This is a genomic window from Streptomyces sp. NPDC013157 (assembly GCF_042899865.1).
In the GTDB taxonomy this organism is placed as follows: Bacteria; Actinomycetota; Actinomycetes; order Streptomycetales; family Streptomycetaceae; genus Streptomyces.
In genome coordinates this window covers 99,096-117,471 of record NZ_JBIBAK010000013.1, presented here as the reverse complement: position 1 = coordinate 117,471, position 18,376 = coordinate 99,096, and the positions used below count along the sequence as shown (strand labels likewise).

13 protein-coding genes are annotated in these 18,376 nt (G+C 72.9%); 4 read left to right on the top strand and 9 right to left on the bottom strand.

Annotated features, from left to right (window positions below; genetic code table 11):
* Nucleotides 1–127 precede the first annotated feature (127 nt).
* From sucD to ACFY6U_RS33165, 7 genes are all read right to left on the bottom strand, one after another.
* Nucleotides 128–1,012 (bottom strand): succinate--CoA ligase subunit alpha, encoded by an 885-nt coding sequence (gene sucD / locus ACFY6U_RS33195; protein WP_294008116.1) that lies wholly within the window; start codon nucleotides 1,010–1,012, stop codon nucleotides 128–130.
* 27 nt (nucleotides 1,013–1,039) lie between these two features.
* Nucleotides 1,040–2,218, bottom strand: coding sequence for an ADP-forming succinate--CoA ligase subunit beta (gene sucC, locus ACFY6U_RS33190; protein ID WP_390044130.1), 1,179 nt, complete (start codon nucleotides 2,216–2,218; stop codon nucleotides 1,040–1,042).
* A gap of 450 nt (nucleotides 2,219–2,668) precedes the next feature.
* Nucleotides 2,669–3,016 (bottom strand): hypothetical protein, encoded by a 348-nt coding sequence (locus ACFY6U_RS33185; protein ID WP_390044128.1) that lies wholly within the window; start codon nucleotides 3,014–3,016, stop codon nucleotides 2,669–2,671.
* A gap of 233 nt (nucleotides 3,017–3,249) precedes the next feature.
* Entirely contained in the window at nucleotides 3,250–4,155 is a 906-nt protein-coding gene (locus ACFY6U_RS33180; RefSeq protein WP_390044127.1) for a hypothetical protein, read from the bottom strand.
* Nucleotides 4,156–4,357: 202 nt separating this feature from the next.
* Nucleotides 4,358–5,557, bottom strand: a complete 1,200-nt coding sequence (locus ACFY6U_RS33175; RefSeq protein WP_390044125.1) for a VWA domain-containing protein — start codon at nucleotides 5,555–5,557, stop codon at nucleotides 4,358–4,360.
* Nucleotides 5,554–7,962 carry a DUF5682 family protein gene (locus ACFY6U_RS33170; protein WP_390044124.1) on the bottom strand — a complete coding sequence of 803 codons (2,409 nt, stop codon included), beginning with the start codon at nucleotides 7,960–7,962 and terminating at the stop codon, nucleotides 5,554–5,556. The genes ACFY6U_RS33175 and ACFY6U_RS33170 overlap by 4 nt, the downstream gene beginning before the upstream one ends.
* The gene (locus ACFY6U_RS33165; protein WP_390044122.1) at nucleotides 7,959–9,077 is read right to left on the bottom strand and encodes an AAA family ATPase; all 1,119 of its coding nucleotides are present in this window, start codon (nucleotides 9,075–9,077) and stop codon (nucleotides 7,959–7,961) included. Before ACFY6U_RS33165 ends, ACFY6U_RS33170 begins: the two co-directional genes overlap by 4 nt.
* A gap of 132 nt (nucleotides 9,078–9,209) precedes the next feature.
* Between ACFY6U_RS33165 and ACFY6U_RS33160 the strand changes: the two genes are divergently transcribed.
* Both ACFY6U_RS33160 and ACFY6U_RS33155 read left to right on the top strand, forming a co-directional pair.
* The gene (locus tag ACFY6U_RS33160) at nucleotides 9,210–10,565 is read left to right on the top strand and encodes an SWIM zinc finger family protein (RefSeq protein ID WP_390044120.1); all 1,356 of its coding nucleotides are present in this window, start codon (nucleotides 9,210–9,212) and stop codon (nucleotides 10,563–10,565) included.
* Nucleotides 10,566–10,629: 64 nt separating this feature from the next.
* Complete coding sequence (locus ACFY6U_RS33155; RefSeq protein ID WP_390044452.1) at nucleotides 10,630–12,243, top strand: DUF5691 domain-containing protein; 1,614 nt, start codon at nucleotides 10,630–10,632, stop codon at nucleotides 12,241–12,243.
* Nucleotides 12,244–12,386: 143 nt separating this feature from the next.
* Here the strand turns inward: ACFY6U_RS33155 and ACFY6U_RS33150 are convergent, their stop codons facing one another.
* Nucleotides 12,387–12,803, bottom strand: a complete 417-nt coding sequence (locus ACFY6U_RS33150; RefSeq protein WP_294008099.1) for a cobalamin B12-binding domain-containing protein — start codon at nucleotides 12,801–12,803, stop codon at nucleotides 12,387–12,389.
* 324 nt (nucleotides 12,804–13,127) lie between these two features.
* Here ACFY6U_RS33150 and ACFY6U_RS33145 point away from each other — a divergent pair, with 324 nt between their 5' ends.
* Entirely contained in the window at nucleotides 13,128–13,994 is an 867-nt protein-coding gene (locus ACFY6U_RS33145; protein WP_390044118.1) for an esterase/lipase family protein, read from the top strand.
* Nucleotides 13,995–14,236: 242 nt separating this feature from the next.
* Nucleotides 14,237–15,736 carry a M23 family metallopeptidase gene (locus tag ACFY6U_RS33140; protein ID WP_390044116.1) on the top strand — a complete coding sequence of 500 codons (1,500 nt, stop codon included), beginning with the start codon at nucleotides 14,237–14,239 and terminating at the stop codon, nucleotides 15,734–15,736.
* A gap of 70 nt (nucleotides 15,737–15,806) precedes the next feature.
* Here the strand turns inward: ACFY6U_RS33140 and pcrA are convergent, their stop codons facing one another.
* A complete protein-coding gene (gene pcrA, locus ACFY6U_RS33135; protein WP_390044114.1) occupies nucleotides 15,807–18,293 on the bottom strand; it encodes a DNA helicase PcrA in 2,487 nt (828 codons plus the stop codon).
* Nucleotides 18,294–18,376 lie beyond the last annotated feature (83 nt).

Below are 18,376 nucleotides of genomic sequence, written 5' to 3'. Positions count from 1 at the left end.
CGCTGGGGCGGCACGGGTGGGCGCGGGCGGCACCCGGCAAGCGCCGGTGAGCGAAACGTCGGCAGGCCCGCCCCCACCCCGGGGACGGGCCTGCCGACGTTCAGTCAACCGGCGTCGAGAGCGACGCTCAGCCGGCCAGGATCTCGCGCGCCAGCTTCGCCGTCTCGGTCGGGGTCTTGCCGACCTTGACGCCCGCGGCCTCCAGGGCCTCCTTCTTCGCCTGGGCGGTGCCCGACGAACCGGAGACGATGGCGCCGGCGTGGCCCATGGTCTTGCCCTCGGGGGCGGTGAAGCCCGCGACGTAGCCGACGACCGGCTTGGTCACGTTCTTCGCGATGAAGTCCGCGGCCCGCTCCTCGGCGTCGCCACCGATCTCACCGATCATGACGATCAGGTCGGTGTCGGGGTCGGCCTCGAACGCGGCGAGCGCGTCGATGTGCGTGGTGCCGATGATCGGGTCGCCACCGATGCCGACGGCGGTCGAGAAGCCGATGTCACGGAGCTCGTACATCATCTGGTACGTCAGCGTGCCGGACTTCGAGACCAGGCCGATGCGGCCCGGCTTGGTGATGTCGCCCGGGATGATGCCGACGTTGGACTGGCCGACGGTGATGATGCCGGGGCAGTTCGGGCCGATGATCCGGGTCTTGTTGCCCTTCTTGCCGGCGTACGCCCAGAACGACGCCGAGTCGTGCACGGCGATGCCCTCGGTGATCACGACGGCCAGCGGGATCTCGGCGTCGATGGCCTCGACGACCGCGTCCTTGGTGAACTTCTCCGGCACGAAGATGACGGAGACGTTGGCGCCGGTCTTCTCGACGGCCTCGGCGACCGTACCGAATACGGGTACCTCGGTGCCGTCGAAGTCCACGGTCTGCCCCGCCTTGCGCGGGTTGACGCCGCCCACGACGTTGGTGCCGTCGCCCAGCATGAGCTTGGTGTGCTTCATGCCCGTGGCGCCGGTCATGCCCTGGACGATGACCTTGCTGTCCTTGTTGAGCCAGATAGCCATGGTGTGTTGTGTCCTCGTCCTGAGTGCTTACTTGGCGGCGTTTGCCAGCTCGGCGGCCTTGTCGGCCGCGCCGTCCATGGTGTCGACGCGCTGCACCAGCGGGTGGTTGGCGTCCGTGAGGATCTTGCGGCCCAGCTCGGCGTTGTTGCCGTCGAGACGGACGACGAGCGGCTTGGAGACGTCCTCGCCGCGGTCCTCCAGGAGCTTCAGGGCCTGGACGATGCCGTTGGCGACCTCGTCGCAGGCGGTGATGCCACCGAAGACGTTGACGAAGACCGACTTGACGTCGGGGTCGCCGAGGATGATCTCCAGGCCGTTCGCCATGACCTGGGCGGAGGCGCCGCCGCCGATGTCGAGGAAGTTGGCGGGCTTCACGCCACCGTGGTTCTCACCGGCGTACGCGACGACGTCCAGGGTGCTCATGACGAGACCCGCGCCGTTGCCGATGATGCCGACCTCGCCGTCGAGCTTGACGTAGTTGAGGTTCTTCTCCTTGGCGGCGGCCTCGAGCGGGTTGGCCGCGGCCTTGTCGTGCAGCTCGTCCCAGTCGTGACGGAACTCGGCGTTGTCGTCGAGCGACACCTTGCCGTCCAGGGCGATGACGTCACCGGAGGCGACCTTCGCGAGCGGGTTGACCTCGACGAGGAGGGCGTCCGACTTGACGAAGGTGTCCCACAGCCTGACCAGCACGTCGGCGACCTTGTCGGCGACCTCGGCCGGGAACTTCGCCGCGGCGACGATCTCCTTGGCCTTGGCCAGGTCCACACCGTCGATCGCGTTGATCGGGGTCTGGGCGACGGCCTCGGGGCGGGTGGCCGCCACCTCCTCGATCTCCATGCCGCCCTCGACGGAGGCGATGGAGAGGAAGGTGCGGTTGGCACGGTCGAGGAGGAAGGAGACGTAGTACTCCTCGAGGATCTCCGGGGCGGTCTCGGCGATCATCACCTTGTGGACCGTGTGGCCCTTGATGTCCATGCCGAGGATGTCCGTCGCACGGGCGACGGCCTCGTCCGCGGAGGCGGCCAGCTTGACGCCACCGGCCTTGCCGCGACCACCGACCTTCACCTGCGCCTTGACGACGGACTTGCCGCCCAGCCGCTCGGTGATCTCGCGCGCCGCCTCAGGCGTGTCGATGACTTCACCGGCCAGCACCGGTACATCGTGCTTGGCGAAGAGGTCCCTCGCCTGGTACTCGAACAGGTCCACGCGCTTCCGTCCCTATCAGTGATCTCGCGGTTCGTTGGATGCGTGGGCGTGCCGCGAAGGGCAACGTGACGTCCGCAATGTGTCACAAGGGGTGCGCACACGGTGTCCGAGCGCGCGGCATGTCCGTCTCGCAGATTATCGCCGCTCGCTGAGGGTCTCTAAATCGGGAGTCACACCTGAGCGGTGATACCTGTCACATGATGCCTGGTATCCGGGGTTCTCGTGGCACGGCGTGCCGCCTTGCGGGCGAAGTGCGAGGCCTCACCGGGTTGGGGTTGGCCCGGTGAGGCCTCAGGCCCCGAGGACTTCCGGTCCTCGGGCCGGGCGGCCGCACCCCGCCCCAGGGGAGAGGGCCGGCCCGAACCGTGGGATTCCGGTCGGACGGACCGACGGCATTCGGCCGTCCGCACCGATCGGCCCACGGAGTCGCAGAGAACCGGTCACGCGGGCCTACGCCCCGTGGCCGGCCTCCGGGGTGAGGGGGGTGACGGCCGAGGGGAAGGCGGAGGGGTAGGCCGAGGGGAAGGGGTGATGGCCGGGGGCGGTGTCCGTGAGCATGGTCATCGCGCGGTTCTGGAGGGCCTGGGCGTGAGCCCGGGCGGTGGCCTGCGCCGTGGCCGTGGCCGTCGCGGCACGGGCCGCACGGGCGCCCTGGATGGCCTGGGCACCGCGGATCCGGGCCGCCCGGCTCGACACGGCGGGCGGCTCCTCGGCGCCGGCCGCTGCGGGCCGGCCGAACGCCCACGACCAGGTGCCGCCGGCGGCTGTGACCATGGAACGGCCGATGTACTCGTTCATGCGTGCGTCAGTCCTTCGGGGCTCCGGCGCGTCTTCCACGCGCACACGGAGCCGGGAGAGCTTCCGGTGGGGCCGGAAGCGCGGCTGGGGACATCGCCGCCCGGAGCGCTCGGCAGGGGGAACCGAGGCGTGCTCACGGAGTCCGGAGGGGGATCCGCGAGGGTCCGGGCGGGCGGGCGGACCTGTTCCGCCCCCGCGCGGCAGGTCAGTGGCGGGGAGGGTGGTCGCCGGTCCTAGCCGGGGAAGAGGGGGATGTCCCGGTACCTGTCCCGGGTCCCCGCCGCATCGAGCCGCGCGGCGGCACCGGGCGCGTGCCTGAGCGGCGCCCGGCCGGCGGAGGTCACGGCGTGTACGTCGCCGTGCCGGGAGGCGGCGCCGTCCACGGCCGACTTGCCCAGCGCGCCGTCCGGGTCACCGGCGGGCGCGGGGTGGGCGGGAGCGTCGGCGGCGCGGCCGGCACGGCGGGTGCCGGTGTGCGGCGCCTTGCCGGACGCGAAGGTCACGGTGGCGGCGGTGATCCGCGGCCCGTACGACGCAGCGGTGGTCGCCGCCGCTGCCGTCGCGGCTTGCGTACGGGGCTTCTCGTGCCCCGCGTCGTGCGCGACCGGTGTCCGCGGCTGCGCCTGCGTGCGTCCGGGCACCGGCGTCACCGGGTTCGGGTCCGACTCGGCCGGCGGGTCGGAGACGACGGGAAGCTCCGGCACCTGCACCACCGGCACGGCGGGCAGCTCCGTCACCTGCCGCACCGTCTCGGTCAAGGCCGAGACGACAGGAGAGGTCACGGTCCCGGTCACCGTGTCGCTCACCGTGCCGGTCACGGACCGGACGACGTCGCCGACGCCGTCCACCACCGGCACGGCCTTGACGACGGACTTCGGCGCCGCCCCGGGCTCCCGATGCGGCGTCACCACGTCCCGCAGCGGGAGCCGCCTGGTCACCGCGGACGTCAACGACGGTGCCGTCGACGTCGACGACGGCGGCGTCGACGGCACTCCCTCGGCCGCCTGTGCCTGCTGCCCGCAGAGGAAGCCGAGCGCGAGCAGTCCGCCGACCAGCAGCGCCAGTTGCAGCGCACGCCGACCGGGCGCCGTGCGCAGCACGCGCACGGCGGCACCGGACAGAACTGCTGGCGAGGTCAAGGCGGGGAGGATCCTCCGTGCGGCGGAACAGAGCAGAAGGGGTCCAACGGCGTGAAGGCCGGTGAAAGACCAGTGGAGACTTCGATCCTTGCACGGGACTCCCGAGGGTGCGCAAGCCCCCCGTTACCGATGGATACTCATGTCCCTTTTGGCGGCCGTGGCGGACCTCGCCGAGTCGACAAGTCACCCTCCCGTGCGGTCGTCACACGGTGTCCGGCACCGGGATCGGCCGCTTCTCGATCGCCGCCGCCATCACCTCGGGGAAGAGGTCCGGTGTACACGCGAACGCCGGTGCCCCCAGTGCCGCGAGCGCGGCCGCGTGCTCCCGGTCGTACGCCGGCGCGCCCTCGTCCGACAGCGCGAGCAGCGCCACGAACTGGACGCCCGACGCCTTCATCGCCGCGACCCGCTTCAGCATCTCGTTGCGTATCCCGCCCTCGTAGAGGTCGCTGATGAGGACGACGACGGTCTCCGCAGGCCGGGTGATCTGCGACTGGCAGTACGCCAGCGCCCGGTTGATGTCCGTCCCGCCGCCGAGTTGGGTGCCGAACAGGACGTCCACCGGGTCGTCCAGCTGGTCCGTGAGGTCGACCACCGCGGTGTCGAAGACGACGAGCCGGGTGTCGATCGACCGCATGGACGCCAGCACCGCCCCGAACACCGAGGCGTACACCACCGAGGCCGCCATCGACCCGGACTGGTCGATGCAGAGCACCACCTCCTTCTTCACCGACTGCGACGCCCGGCCGTACCCGATCAGTCGCTCCGGCACCACCGTCCGGTACTCGGGCAGGTAGTGCTTGAGGTTGGCCGCGATGGTGCGGTTCCAGTCGATGTCGTGGTGGCGCGGACGGCTGATGCGGGCGCTGCGGTCGAGGGCGCCGGTGAGGGTCGCCCGGGTACGGGTGGCCAGCCGCTTCTCCAGGTCCTCGACGACCTTGCGCACGACCGCCCGGGCCGTCTCCTTCGTCGTCTCCGGCATCGCCTTGTTGAGCGAGAGCAGGGTGCCGACCAGGTGCACGTCCGCCTCCACCGCCTCCAGCATCTCCGGTTCGAGCAGCAGCGAGGCCAGCCCGAGCCGGTCGATGGCGTCACGCTGCATGACCTGCACGACGGAGGAGGGAAAGTACGTCCGGATGTCCCCGAGCCAGCGCGCCACCGACGGCGCCGACGCGCCCAGCCCCGCCGAACGCTCCCGCCCCGACTGCGCCCTGTCCCCCTTCCCGTAGAGCGCGGCCAGCGTCCCGTCCATCGCCGCGTCCCGCCCCGACAGCGCGCACCCGGTCCCGTCGGCGGCCTCACCCCCGAGCACCAATCGCCACCGCCGCAGCCGCTCCTGCGCGGGTTCAGCGGTGCCGGTGCCGACGGCTGCGTCCGTAGTATCCGGAGTATCCGGTGTCATCTCCCCGCCTCCACAAGGTCGTTGTCCGGATTCGCCGCGTCTTCCACCGCGTCTTCCGATGCGTCTTCCGCCGCATCGAGTTCATCGAGGCCGAGCAGCAGCCGCAGCACCGGCAGTACGGCGTCGGCGCGCCCGGCGTCCGGCTCGGCGCCGAAACCCGGTGTCCCGCCGGCCTGCCCCGCCCCCTGGAGCCGCTCCCCCGGGCCACGGCGCACCAGTTCGCCGATCGTCCGGCGCACCCCCGGCTCGTACACCGAGAACGTCCGGCGCAGTAGCGGCAGCACGTCCGTGAACGCCTCCGCCGGCACCCCGGTCAGCCATGCGTCGACCAGGCCGAGCAGCCGCTCGTCGTGCACCAGCAGCATCCCGCCCCCGCCGCTCCCGCCGACGAACCCCTCGATCCAGGCGGCCGCGTCCGCCGGCGGGGTTCCCGGCGAGAGCACCAGCCCCATCAGCCGCGCCGCCTCCTGTGGCCCCAGCTCCCCCTCGTCCAGCAGGATCCGCACGGCCCGCCCGCGCAGCACCCCGGGCACGGTGTCCCGCCCGGAGAGCGTGCGCAGCACGGCCCGCCAGCGGGGGCGGAGGTCCGAGTGGCCGGATCCGGCCGGTGCCGCCGCCTCCCCGAGCAGTCCCACCGCCGTGTGCACCGCGTCCACATGGCCGCGCATCTCGTCGGCCGCGTCCGCGTCGAGGGCGGTGCAGGCCGGCGGGAGCCCGACGAAGACGCGTTCGGCGAGACCCGCGGCGACCTCCGCGAGCGCCCGGGTGTCGGTGCCCCGGACGTCGCCGTAGCGCAGGGAGCGGACCAGGGCGGGCAGCGCCTGGGCGAGCCGGCCGACGTCCGTGTCCAGCGCGGCCCGGTCGGCGAGCGCCCGCATCACCACCGGCAGCGCGTCCGGCAGCCCGGCGAGCAGGCAGTGCTCGGCGAGCCCGGTGACGTCGGCGAGGGCGCTCGCCTGCACCGCGTCGGCCTCGGCCCTCGCCGTCGCCGCGCCCTCGACGGTCGTCCCCCACACCCCGGCCTCGGCCACCCGCACCGACAGCTCCGGCTCCCAGCGCAGCCGCCACGTCTCCCGGAACGTGCCCGTGCTCCCCCGCGACTGCGCGGGCTCCCCCCACCCGACACCGAGCAGCCGCAGCCGGTGCAGCAGCCGGCTGCGGCCGGCGTCGCCCTCCTTGCGCAGGTCGAGCTCCAGCTCCCGCTCCAGCGCCTCCGGCTTCAGCCTGAGCCGGCGCTGCTCCCGGGCCAGGTCCCGCTGCAACGGCACCGCGGGCGCCGCCTCCGGCACCTCCCCCAGCACGTCCCCGACCACGAGCCGGTCGTGCACCAGCGCCAGCGGGACGTCCGAGCCCTCGCAGAGCACCGCCCGCACCGCGTCGGTCGTCTCACCGAGGCCGGGCAGCGGGCGGCCGCGCATCACCGCGAGCGTCTCGGCCAGCCGGACCGCCTCGATGACATGGGCCGAGGAGACGATCCGGTCCTCCTCGCGGAGCAGTCCGGCCACCTTGGTGAGCCACCGCTCCACGGGCCGGTCCGGGGCGCGGAACAGATGTCCGTACCAGCCCGGCGAGTCGATGCCGGCGCCGTAACCGCTCGCCCGGGCCAGCCGGCGGTTCGTCCACGGCACCCAGGTCATGTCCGCCTTGACCCTGGGGAGCCCCTTCAGCAGTTCCCGGTCGGCGGCGACGGTGCTCTTCGCGCGCAGCGCCGGCACGTGCCACGCCCCGCACACCACCGCGATCTGCTCCCCGAACTCCCGCTGTGCGGCGCGCAGCCGGAGCCGCATGTGGGCCTCCCGCACGGGATCGCGGTCGCGGCCACCGCCCCCGTACGTCTCCCGCAGCGCCCCCATCGCCTCCGCCACCGCGGTGAACGGCGCGAACACGTCCCGCTCCCCGGCCCCGCCGCGGTGCTCGACGACGTCCTCCCACCAGCGCTCGGGATCGTCGTAGCCGGCGGCCTCGGCGAGCGCGGCGAGGGGGTCGACGCGGACCTGCTGCTGCCCGGCGCCGGAGCGGTCCTCCGGTTCGCGCGGGTCCTCCTGCCGCTCCCACGCCAGCGTGTGCGTGGCCGGCAGGTCGATGAAGCGGGCCGGAACCTCGTGCTCCAGGGCCCAGCGGAGCGCCACCCACTCGGGGCTGAAGTCGGCCAGCGGCCAGAACGCCGAGCGGCCGGGCTCGTCCACGGCGTGCGCGAGGAGCGCGACCGGTGGCCGCATCTCCGGGTCGGCGGCCAGCGGGACCAGCGCGTCGGCCTCGGGCGGGCCCTCGATCAGCACCGCCCGCGGCCGGGCGGCGTCCAGCGCGGCCCGTACCGCCCGCGCGGAGCCGGGTCCGTGGTGGCGTACCCCCAGCAGCAGCGGTCCGGGGCCGGGCGACCGCCGCCACGCCGTGTCGTCGCTCACGCGCTCACCTCGCGGCAGGCGCGGTAGAAGTCCTTCCAGCCGTCCCGCTCGCGGACGACCGTCTCCAGGTACTCCTGCCAGACGACCCGGTCGGCGGCCGGATCGCGGACGACGGCGCCGAGGATGCCGGCCGCCACGTCGCCGGCCCGCAGCACGCCGTCCCCGAAGTGGGCCGCCAGAGCGAGGCCGTTGGTGACGACGGAGATCGCCTCGGCCGTGGAGAGCGTGCCGCTCGGTGACTTGATCTTGGTGCGGCCGTCGGCGGTGACGCCGTCGCGCAACTCGCGGAAGACGGTGACGACACGGCGGATCTCCTCGATGCCGTCGGGCATGGCCGGCAGGTCCAGGGAGCGGCCGAGCTGGTCGACGCGGCGCGCGACGATGTCGACCTCGGCGTCCGGGCTCTCCGGCAGTGGCAGCACCACGGTGTTGAAGCGGCGGCGCAGGGCGCTGGAGAGCTCGTTGACGCCCCGGTCGCGGTCGTTGGCGGTGGCGATCAGGTTGAAGCCGCGTACCGCCTGCACCTCCTGGCCCAGCTCGGGGATCGGCAGGGTCTTCTCGGACAGGATCGTGATCAGCGTGTCCTGGACGTCGGCGGGGATCCGGGTGAGCTCCTCGACCCGGGCCGTCATGCCCTCCGCCATGGCCCGCATGACGGGGCTGGGCACGAGGGCGTCCCGGCTCGGGCCGTGGGCGAGCAGCTGCGCGTAGTTCCAGCCGTAGCGGATCGCCTCCTCCGGGGTGCCGGCCGTGCCCTGCACCAGCAGGGTCGAGTCGCCGCTGACGGCGGCGGCCAGGTGCTCGGAGACCCAGGTCTTTGCGGTGCCGGGCACGCCGAGCAGGAGCAGGGCGCGGTCGGTGGCGAGGGTGGTGACGGCGACCTCGACGATGCGGCGCGGGCCGACGTACTTCGGCGTGATCACCGTGCCGTCCGGCAGGGTGCCGCCGAGCAGATAGGTGGCCACCGCCCACGGCGACAGCCTCCAGCGGGCCGGGCGCGGCCGGTCGTCCTGTGCGGCCAGTGCCGCGAGTTCGGCGGCGAAGGCGTGCTCGGCGTGCGGTCGCAGTGCGCTCTCGACGGTCGTCGGGTCGGTCGGTTCCACGGACACAGTCATGGCTGAGGCCCCCTCCAGCTCGGCCGGTTCGGATCTGGTGTCCACCGTGCACCACGCCACTGACAATCGCTCTGACCTGCACAGACGTGCTCGCCAAGGCGATTGTCAGTGGCGGGATCTACCTTCGATGACATGACTCAGCAGGGGGTGCGCTGGAGCGCGGACCAGGTGCTGGCCCTGGCGCCTGACGCCGCGTCACGCAAAGCGGGAAGCAGGCTCGGGGCGGCGGGGCCGTGGTCCGGGGCCGGGAGTTGCGAGGAGGGGACGGTATGGGGACTGTGCAAGGGCAGCGGCAGCAAGCCGTACCAGACGATCGTGGACATCGCCGACCCGGCGGGGCCGGCCTACAAGTGCAGTTGCCCGAGCCGGAAGTTCCCTTGCAAACACGCCCTCGGGCTGCTCCTGCTCTGGGCCGGCGCGGACGACTCGGTGCCGGCTGCGCAGCAGCCGCCGGACTGGGCCGAGCAGTGGATCGCGGGCAGACGCGAGCGCGCTGAGGGGAAACGGGCGGCGGGCACCGGGAGTTCCCCGGCCGCGGCTGATCCGGAGGCGGCCCGGCGCCGGGCGGAGCAGCGGGCCGAGCGGGTCACGGCGGGCGCCACGGAGCTGGAGCAGCGGCTGTCCGACCTGCTGCGCGGCGGGCTGGCCGCGGCCGAGCAGGCGGGGTACGGGCTGTGGGAGGAGACGGCGGCCCGCATGGTCGACGCCCAGGCCCCCGGACTGGCCGCGCGGGTGCGGGAGTTGGGGGCGATACCAGGCTCCGGACCGGGCTGGCCGGTGCGGCTGCTCGAGGAGTGCGCGCTGCTGCACCTGCTCGACCAGGGCTGGCTGCACCGCGACCGGCTCCCGGCGGGTCTCGCGGCCACGGTCCGCTCCCGGGTCGGCCTGCCCGCCTCGGCGGACGGCCCGCCGGTGCGCGACCGCTGGCTGGTCCTCGCCCAGTACGACACGGCGGACGCGAAGCTGACGACCCGCCGGATCTGGCTGCACGGCGCCGACTCGGGCCGTACGGCGCTGCTCCTCTCCTACGGCGCGGCCGGCCGCGCCCCCGAGCTGGCGCTGCCGGTCGGCCTCGCCCTGGACGCGGAGCTGTCCGCCTATCCGGGCGCGGGTCAGCACCGGGCGGCGCTGGGCGAGCGGTTCGCCGCACCCGCGCCCCTGTCGGCACGGCCGCCGGGCGTACCGACGGCTCAGGCGGCGGCCCGGTACGGGGAGGCGCTGCGCGACGACCCGTGGCTGGACTCGGTGCCGGTGACGCTCGACCGGGTCGTGCCGGTCCCGGACGGCGACTCGTGGCAACTGGCGGACGCCGAGGCCGAGTCGGCGCTGCCCCTGGCTCCCGGCGCCCGTTCCGGGCCGGGTCTGTGGCGGCTCGTCGCGCTCTCGGGCGGCGCCCCGGTCACGGTCTTCGGCGAGTGCGGCCACCGCGGCTTCACCCCGCTGACGGCCTGGCCGGGGGGAGCGGGCGAGGCGGTACCGCTGTGCTGACCCGGCCGGCACCCGAACCGGCTCGCAGAACTCGTAGAACCCGAAGAACCCGCAGAACTCCTGGATCTCGTGGAAGGGGAACCCCGTGACCGCTTGGGAGGATCTCGTCACCACGGCTCTGCTGGGCACGGACCGGCGGCCGCCCGCGACCGGCGGGCCGGCCCGCGAGGCCCCGGTGGCCCTGCTGGACGAGGCGGCCGTGGCGACCGTACGGCGGCGGGCCGGGCTGCGTCCGGCACCGGCCGCGCGCCGCTCCGATCCGGCCCCCGGGGACCCGCGCCCCGCGCTGCCGGCCGCCGCGGCACGCAGACTGGCGATGCTGCTGTCCGACCGCCCCGGCACCGCGACCGGTGGCCGCCGGGGCACCTCGCCCGACCTGATGGAGCTGCTGCCGCAGTGGCTCGCTGCGGCCAACGCACGCGGGTTCGCCGCGCCCCCGCAGGTGCTGCCCGCGCTGCTGGACGCGGCCCGGGGCCGAACCGACCTGCGGCCCGCCGCGCTGGCCTTCGCCGGACCGCGCGCCCTGTGGCTGGCCCGGCTCAACCAGGACTGGCGGTTCGCCCTGCGCGCGGCCCCGGGCGGCGGTGCGGCGCTGCCCGGCCCCGAGGACACCGACGCGATACGGCAGCTGTGGCAGGAGGGGCTGTTCGCCGAGCGGGTCGCCCTGCTGGCCGCGCTGCGGGCCCGTTCGCCGGAGGCGGCGCGCGAGCTGCTGGCCGGGACCTGGTCGACCGAGCGGGCCGAGGACCGGCTGATGTTCCTCGACTCGCTGCGCACCGGACTGGCCGCGGGAGACGAGCCGTTCCTGGAGCAGGCGCTGTCGGACCGCAGCCGTAACGTGCGGACGACGGCGGCCGAGCTGCTGTCCGCGCTGCCCGGCTCGGCGCTCGCCGGGCGGATGGCGGTGCGGGCCGGGGCGTGCGTGGCGGTCGATCACACCGGGGACGGACCGGTGATCGCGGTGGAGGCACCGCCGGAGTGCGACCCGGGGATGGAGCGCGACGGCGTGGTGGCCAAACCGCCGACCGGACGCGGCGAACGGTCATGGTGGCTGGGGCAGTTGGTGGAGGCGGCCCCGCTCTCCGCGTGGCCGGCCCGGCTCGGCGGCCGGACGCCCCGGGAGATCGTGGCGCTGGCGGTGGCGGACGGCTGGCAGGGCGAGCTGCACGCGGCCTGGTGCCGGGCCGCCGTACGGCAGGGGGACGCCCAGTGGGCGAGAGCCCTGCTGGGGGCGCCGGCGGCACCGGAGGCGGGCGGTCCGGGCGCGGTGTCCCTGGCCGAGCGGGCCAAGCTGCTGGGCACGCTGGAGGACGGGGAGCGCGCCGACTGGGTGGCCGGCTTCATCGCGGCACACGGTCTGTCGGAGGCGTTCCAGCTGCTCGGCGTGTGCGTCGTACCGTGGTCCGCCCCACTCGGCCGGTCCGTGGTGGACGCCCTCGAGATCGCGCGGGACGCGGGGAGTTACCCGTGGAGTTTCAGCGGGGTGATGGGCCTGGCCGAGCGCTGCCTCGACCCCGCGGAAGTCGGCCGCCTGGACGCGCTCCTCGCCATACCGGACGAACGCGAGGACGCCTCACCGGGAGCCGGCGGCTACTGGGCAGAAGCCTTCCAGCGCCTGGTCACAACCTTGAGACTGCGGGCGGCAATGCTCTCAGAACTCGACGGCCGCGCCCCATAAGAAACGCAAGCAACGGCGCCCCGAAAGGGGCGCTGGGGGTACCCCCGTCCGAAGGCTGGAGAAGGAACTGCGCGACCAGCCCCCGCCAGCCCGCAGCCGACGCACGACCCGCACCCCCGAAGTCGGCCCCCCGCGAACGCGGCCTACGCCTGGGTCGGCTGCCGCACGTTCTCCCGGACCCACTCCACGATCGACGCCGTCGTCGCCCCCGGCGTGAAGATCGCGGCGACCCCCTTCTCCTTGAGCGGGGCGATGTCGTCCTCGGGGATGATGCCGCCGCCGAAGACGAGGATGTCCTCGGCGTCACGCTCCTTGAGGAGGTCGATGACCGCGGCGAAGAGGGTGTTGTGGGCGCCGGAGAGGATGGAGAGGCCGATGGCGTCGGCGTCCTCCTGGATGGCCGTGTCGACGATCTGCTCCGGCGTCTGGTGGAGCCCGGTGTAGATGACCTCCATGCCCCCGTCGCGCAGCGCCCGCGCGATGACCTTGGCCCCGCGGTCGTGGCCGTCGAGCCCCGGTTTGGCCACCACCACACGGATCGGACCGGCTGCCACACCCATCACTGCCTCCATGACCACGAAACGAACACGCCAACATCCATGCGTACCGAGAAGTACCGCACATTCAGCGCGTTCCGCCACCCACCCCAAGTGAACGAACGTTATCTCCAGCATCCCGCAACCGGCAGTTTCGCGGAGGTTACAGAGGGGGAAATCACACACAGCGGGACACGTCGGGGAGCCGCAGCGTGGTCCGCGGGGACGGTACGGACACGCGACGCGGCAGTCGTCGCAGCCGGCCGCCCCCGCCGCCTCCGCCCGGCCTCCCCATGAGGGCACACGGGGGACGGAGCTGTCCTCGGCGTGCCGACAGGAGGTCGGCCGATGAAGGTCACCGAGGTACTGCTGGAGCCCTTTCTCCCGTTCTGCCGCCGCTTCCTGCCCAGCAGACTCGCCGGCCTGTCGCTCGCCCTCCTGAAGTCGACCGCCCTGGAGGCCGCGATCCTGGCCGGGCACCTGCTGCTCTACCCGACCGGCCTCACCCCCGAGCGCCGGTCAGCCGTACCGCCCGCACCGTCCGCGACGCTCGACGGCACGGCCCGGCTGCCGGTCCGGGCGGCCCCGCCGGTCGTACTGCTGCACGGCTTCATCGACAACCGCTCGGTCTTCGTCCTGCTGCGCCGCGCCCTCGCCCAGCACGGCGGCCAGCGCGTCGAGTCACTCAACTACTCGCCGCTGACCTGCGACATCCGCACCGCCGCCGAGCTTCTCGGCCGGCACATCGAGGAGATCTGCGAGCGCACCGGCAGCGGCCGGGTCGACATCGTCGGGCACAGCCTCGGCGGGCTGATCGCCCGCTACTACGTCCAGCGCCTCGGCGGTGACCTGCGCGTCCGCACGTTGGTGACGCTCGGCACCCCGCACTCCGGCACCCGGGTGGCGCCGCTGGCGGACGCGCACCCGATCGTGCGGCAGATGCGCCCCGGCTCGGACGTCATCGAGGACCTGACCCGGCCCGCGCCCGGCTGCCGTACCCGGTTCGTGAGCTTCTGGAGCGACCTCGACTCACTGATGGAGCCGGTGGAGACGGCCCGCATCGACCATCCCGACCTCATGGCGACGAACGTGCGGGTGACCGGGATCGGCCACCTCGCCCTGCCCGTCCACCCGGCGGTCGCGACCGGTATACGGCAGGCCCTCGACGAAACACATCCGGAAGAGCGGATCGCGGGCGGCCTGACGGTGGCCTGAGGACGTACCGGAGCGCCCGGTTCGGGGTCGCCGGGGCCGTCGGGGACCGCCGAGGACCACCACTCACCTCGAACACTCCTCGAACACAAGGCCAAACCCGCGCCCGTCGTCCCCCGAAACACGGCCGAATGCCCGTTTCCCGAAACAGCGAAACCTGTTGAAGATTGTCGCGCCCGCATACCGCCGGGTACAGTCGCCGCACTGCTCTGGCAGCCCCTGTTGTCGAGGCGAAAGAGAAGTTGGTGAACGACCGTCACCCGTCGGGGACCATGACCACCCCGGCCCCGGCTTCCGACGCCGATGAGGCGCACTACGCGCCGTACGGCACGCAGGAAGCCCAGTACGGCGACTTCACCACGTACGGCGACCACACCGCCACCGGTACCGCGTTCCACAGCGACCCGCTCTTCGGCAGCCTCCCCGGCGAGGGCCAGGCCACCGGGGCGTACGACACCACGCAGTGGCAGACTTCCGGCGGCCAGACGCTGAACTACGACCCGTACGCGGCCCAGCACCACGCCGCCTACGACTCCGGCGCCTACGACAGCACCGCATGGACCGTCCCGGCGCAGGGCACGGCCGCCGACACCAGCGGCCACTGGGACGCGAACGCCTGGCTCCAGCCCGACCAGTCGGGCATGGCCGGTGCGACCCAGCAGTGGGAGTGGGGCACCCAGGCCTTCGACACCGGCGTGTACGACGCCACGCAGTGGAACTCCGACGGCACCCCGGCGCAGGCCCCCGAACCCGAACACGGGCAACAGCACGAGCCCTACGCGGACTTCGAGCAGCACGCGGACCAGGCGGAGCACGGGCCGTACGGGGAGCAGGCGGAGTACGGGGAGTACGGCGGACACGACGCGTTCGAGGAGTCCACGGTGGACTCCCCGGACGATACGGAGCCGGCCGCGACCGGTGAACTGCCTGCAGTAACGCCACTGCTGGAGGACCAGGAAGAGGTCACCCCGGCCACGCCCGCGACTCGCGCAGGCTCCCGCGCGGGGGCGCGTTCCCGCCGCCGTACGCCTCCCAAGCGGTCGGCCCTGCTGACCGTCGCCGTGCCCTCCGTGTGCGTGATGGGGGTCGCCGGAATCGCGGCCGCCTCGGTCGGCAGCCTGACCGACGACGGCAAGGACACCACCGCCTCCGCCTCCGACGCGCAGTCGGTGAAACCGTCCGCCGCCAACAGCAAGCTGGACGCCCAGCTGCGGACGCTCTCGGCGGGCGCCGACGACTTCGCCGACCGGGCCAGCCGGACGCAGGAGCGCATCGACCTCAAGGCCCAGCAGGAGACCGAGAAGAAGAAGGCGGCGGCGGAGGCGGCCCGCAAGGAGCGGCTGCGCCCGAAGTACGTGCTGCCGGTCACGCAGAAAGGCCTCAGCGCCTATTTCGGCCAGGCCGGCGTCAACTGGATGTCCGTCCACACGGGCATCGACTTCCCCGTCTCCTACGGCACGACGGTGATGGCCGCGACCGACGGCGTCGTCTCCACCAAGTGGAACAGTGCCTACGGCAACATGATGATCGTGACGGCGAAGGACGGCACGGAGACGTGGTACTGCCACCTCTCGTCGTACCGCGTCGCCGCGGGTACGACGGTGAGGGCCGGCGACCCGATCGCGTACTCCGGGAACTCCGGCAACTCGACTGGCCCGCACCTGCACTTCGAGGTCAGGCCGGCCGGCGGCGCCGCCATAGACCCGCTGCCGTGGCTGCGCAGCCACGGGCTCGACCCGACCTGAGCCGGCCGATACCGGCGGGCCCCGCCGCAGCGGGGCCCGGTACCGCGCCTTCGCCGCTACGCCTTCTCCACTACAGCTTCTCCACCGGCGCATACCGAAGGAGCAGCCGCTTCGGCTTGGCGTCGCCGAAGTCGATCGTCGCCTCCGCGTTGCCGCCCGTGCCCTTCACCGCGACGACCGTGCCGAGGCCGAACTGGTCGTGGGTCACGCGGTCGCCGACCGCCAGCGAGACCACCGGCTTCTCCGAGGTCCGCCGGGTGGCGAAGCCGGACGCGCCCGACGCCGAGGAGCGCGAGCGGGTCGAGGAGAGCGAGGCCGCCACGCCCGCGGCGGGCCCGGAGGAGACCGGCGCCGTCGCCCCGGTCCGCTTCCACTCCAGATACGCGCCCGGGATCTCCTCCAGGAAGCGCGAGGGCGGGTTGTACGACGGCTGGCCCCAGGCGCTGCGCATCGCCGACCGCGTGAGGTAGAGCCGCTCCCGCGCGCGCGTGATGCCGACGTAGGCGAGGCGCCGTTCCTCCTCGAGCTCCTTGGTCTGGCCGAGGGAGCGCATGTGCGGGAAGACGCCGTCCTCCATACCGGTCAGGAACACCACCGGGAACTCGAGGCCCTTGGCGGTGTGCAGGGTCATCAGGGTGATGACGCCGTCGCCGTTCTCGTCCTCGTCGGGGATCTGGTCGGAGTCGGCGACCAGGGCCACCCGCTCCAGGAAGTCGGCGAGCCCGCCCGGCTGCTCTCCCTCGCCGGACTCCTGCTCGAACTCCAGTGCCACGGAGGCGAGTTCCTGGAGGTTCTCGATGCGGGTCTCGTCCTGCGGGTCCGTCGAGCTCTGCAACTCGGCCAGGTAACCGGTGCGTTCGTAGATCGCCTCCAGGACCGTGGCGGGTCCGGCGCCGGATTCCACGACCGTACGGAGGTCCTCCATCAGCGTGTTGAACCGCTTCACCGCGTTCGTCGACCGCGCGGCCATGCCGTACGCCTCGTCGACGCGCCTGAGCGCCTGCGGGAAGCTGATCTTCTCACGCTGGGCAAGGGCGTCGATCATCGCCTCCGCGCGGTCCCCGATACCGCGCTTGGGGACGTTGAGGATGCGCCGGAGCGGGACCGAGTCCTCCGGGTTGGCCAGCACCCGCAGGTACGCGAGGACGTCCCGGACCTCCTTGCGCTCGTAGAAGCGGACGCCGCCGACGACCTTGTAGGGCAGGCCGACGCGGATGAAGATCTCCTCGAAGACACGGGACTGCGCGTTGGTGCGGTAGAAGACGGCGACATCGCCCGCCTTCGCCTCGCCCGCGTCCGTCAGACGGTCTATCTCCTCGGCGACGAACTGCGCCTCGTCGTGCTCGGTGTCGGCGACGTAACCGGTGATCTGCGCGCCCGCGCCCGCGTTGGTCCACAGGTTCTTCGGGCGGCGGGACTCGTTGCGCTCGATGACCGCGTTGGCGGCGGAGAGGATCGTCTGGGTGGAGCGGTAGTTCTGCTCCAGGAGGATCGTCGTCGCGTTCGGGTAGTCCTCCTCGAACTGCAGGATGTTGCGGATCGTGGCGCCCCGGAAGGCGTAGATCGACTGGTCGGCGTCACCGACGACGCAGAGCTCGGCGGGAGGCAGGTCGTGCTCGGCGGGCGGGGTGCTCTCGTCGTGCGCGCCGGTGCCGACCAGCTCGCGCACGAGCGCGTACTGGGCGTGGTTGGTGTCCTGGTACTCGTCCACCAGGACGTGCCGGAAGCGGCGGCGGTAGTGCTCGGCGACGTCCGGGAAGGCGCGCAGCAGGTTGACCGTCGTCATGATCAGGTCGTCGAAGTCGAGGGCGTTCGCCTCGCGCAGCCGCGACTGGTAGAGGGCGTAGGCCTGGGCGAGGGTCTTCTCGAAGCCGTCGCTCGCCCGGGCGGCGAAGTCCTCCTCGTCGACCAGCTCGTTCTTCAGGTTGCTGACCTGGGCGCTGAACGACTTCGGCGGGAACCTCTTGGGGTCGAGGTCCAGGTCGCGGCAGACCAGGGCCATCAGGCGCTTGGAGTCGGCCGCGTCGTAGATCGAGAAGGAGGAGGTGAAGCCGAGCTTCTTGCTCTCCCTCCGGAGGATCCGCACGCAGGCGCTGTGGAAGGTCATCACCCACATCGCGTTCGCGCGCGGGCCGACGAGGTGCTCGACCCGCTCCTTCATCTCGCCCGCGGCCTTGTTGGTGAAGGTGATCGCGAGGATCTGGCCCGGGTGCACATGGCGCGCGCCGAGCAGGTGGGCGATGCGGTGGGTGAGCACGCGCGTCTTGCCGGAACCGGCGCCGGCCACGATGAGCAGCGGGGAGCCGGCGTGCACGACGGCGGCCCGCTGGTTGTCGTTCAGCCCCTCCAGGAGTGCGGCCGGGTCCAGGGCCGGGCGGGCGGCGCCGTCGCGGTAGTAGGCGTCCCGGTCCGGGGGCACGTCGAACTTCCCGCCGAACAGATCGTCCGGAATCGACTCCGGAGCGTGCTCGTCCTCGGGCGGCGGCGGGGGTTCCTCGTCATGGCCGCGGGGGGCCTGGAGGCTCGCCAGGAAGCTGTCGTCAAAGAGGCTGCTCATCGCTCTCCGAGTCTAGGGCGCCCCACCGACAACCGGCCGCCGCCCCGAAAACTCGCCCCGGTGACCGAACAGATCCGTTCGGT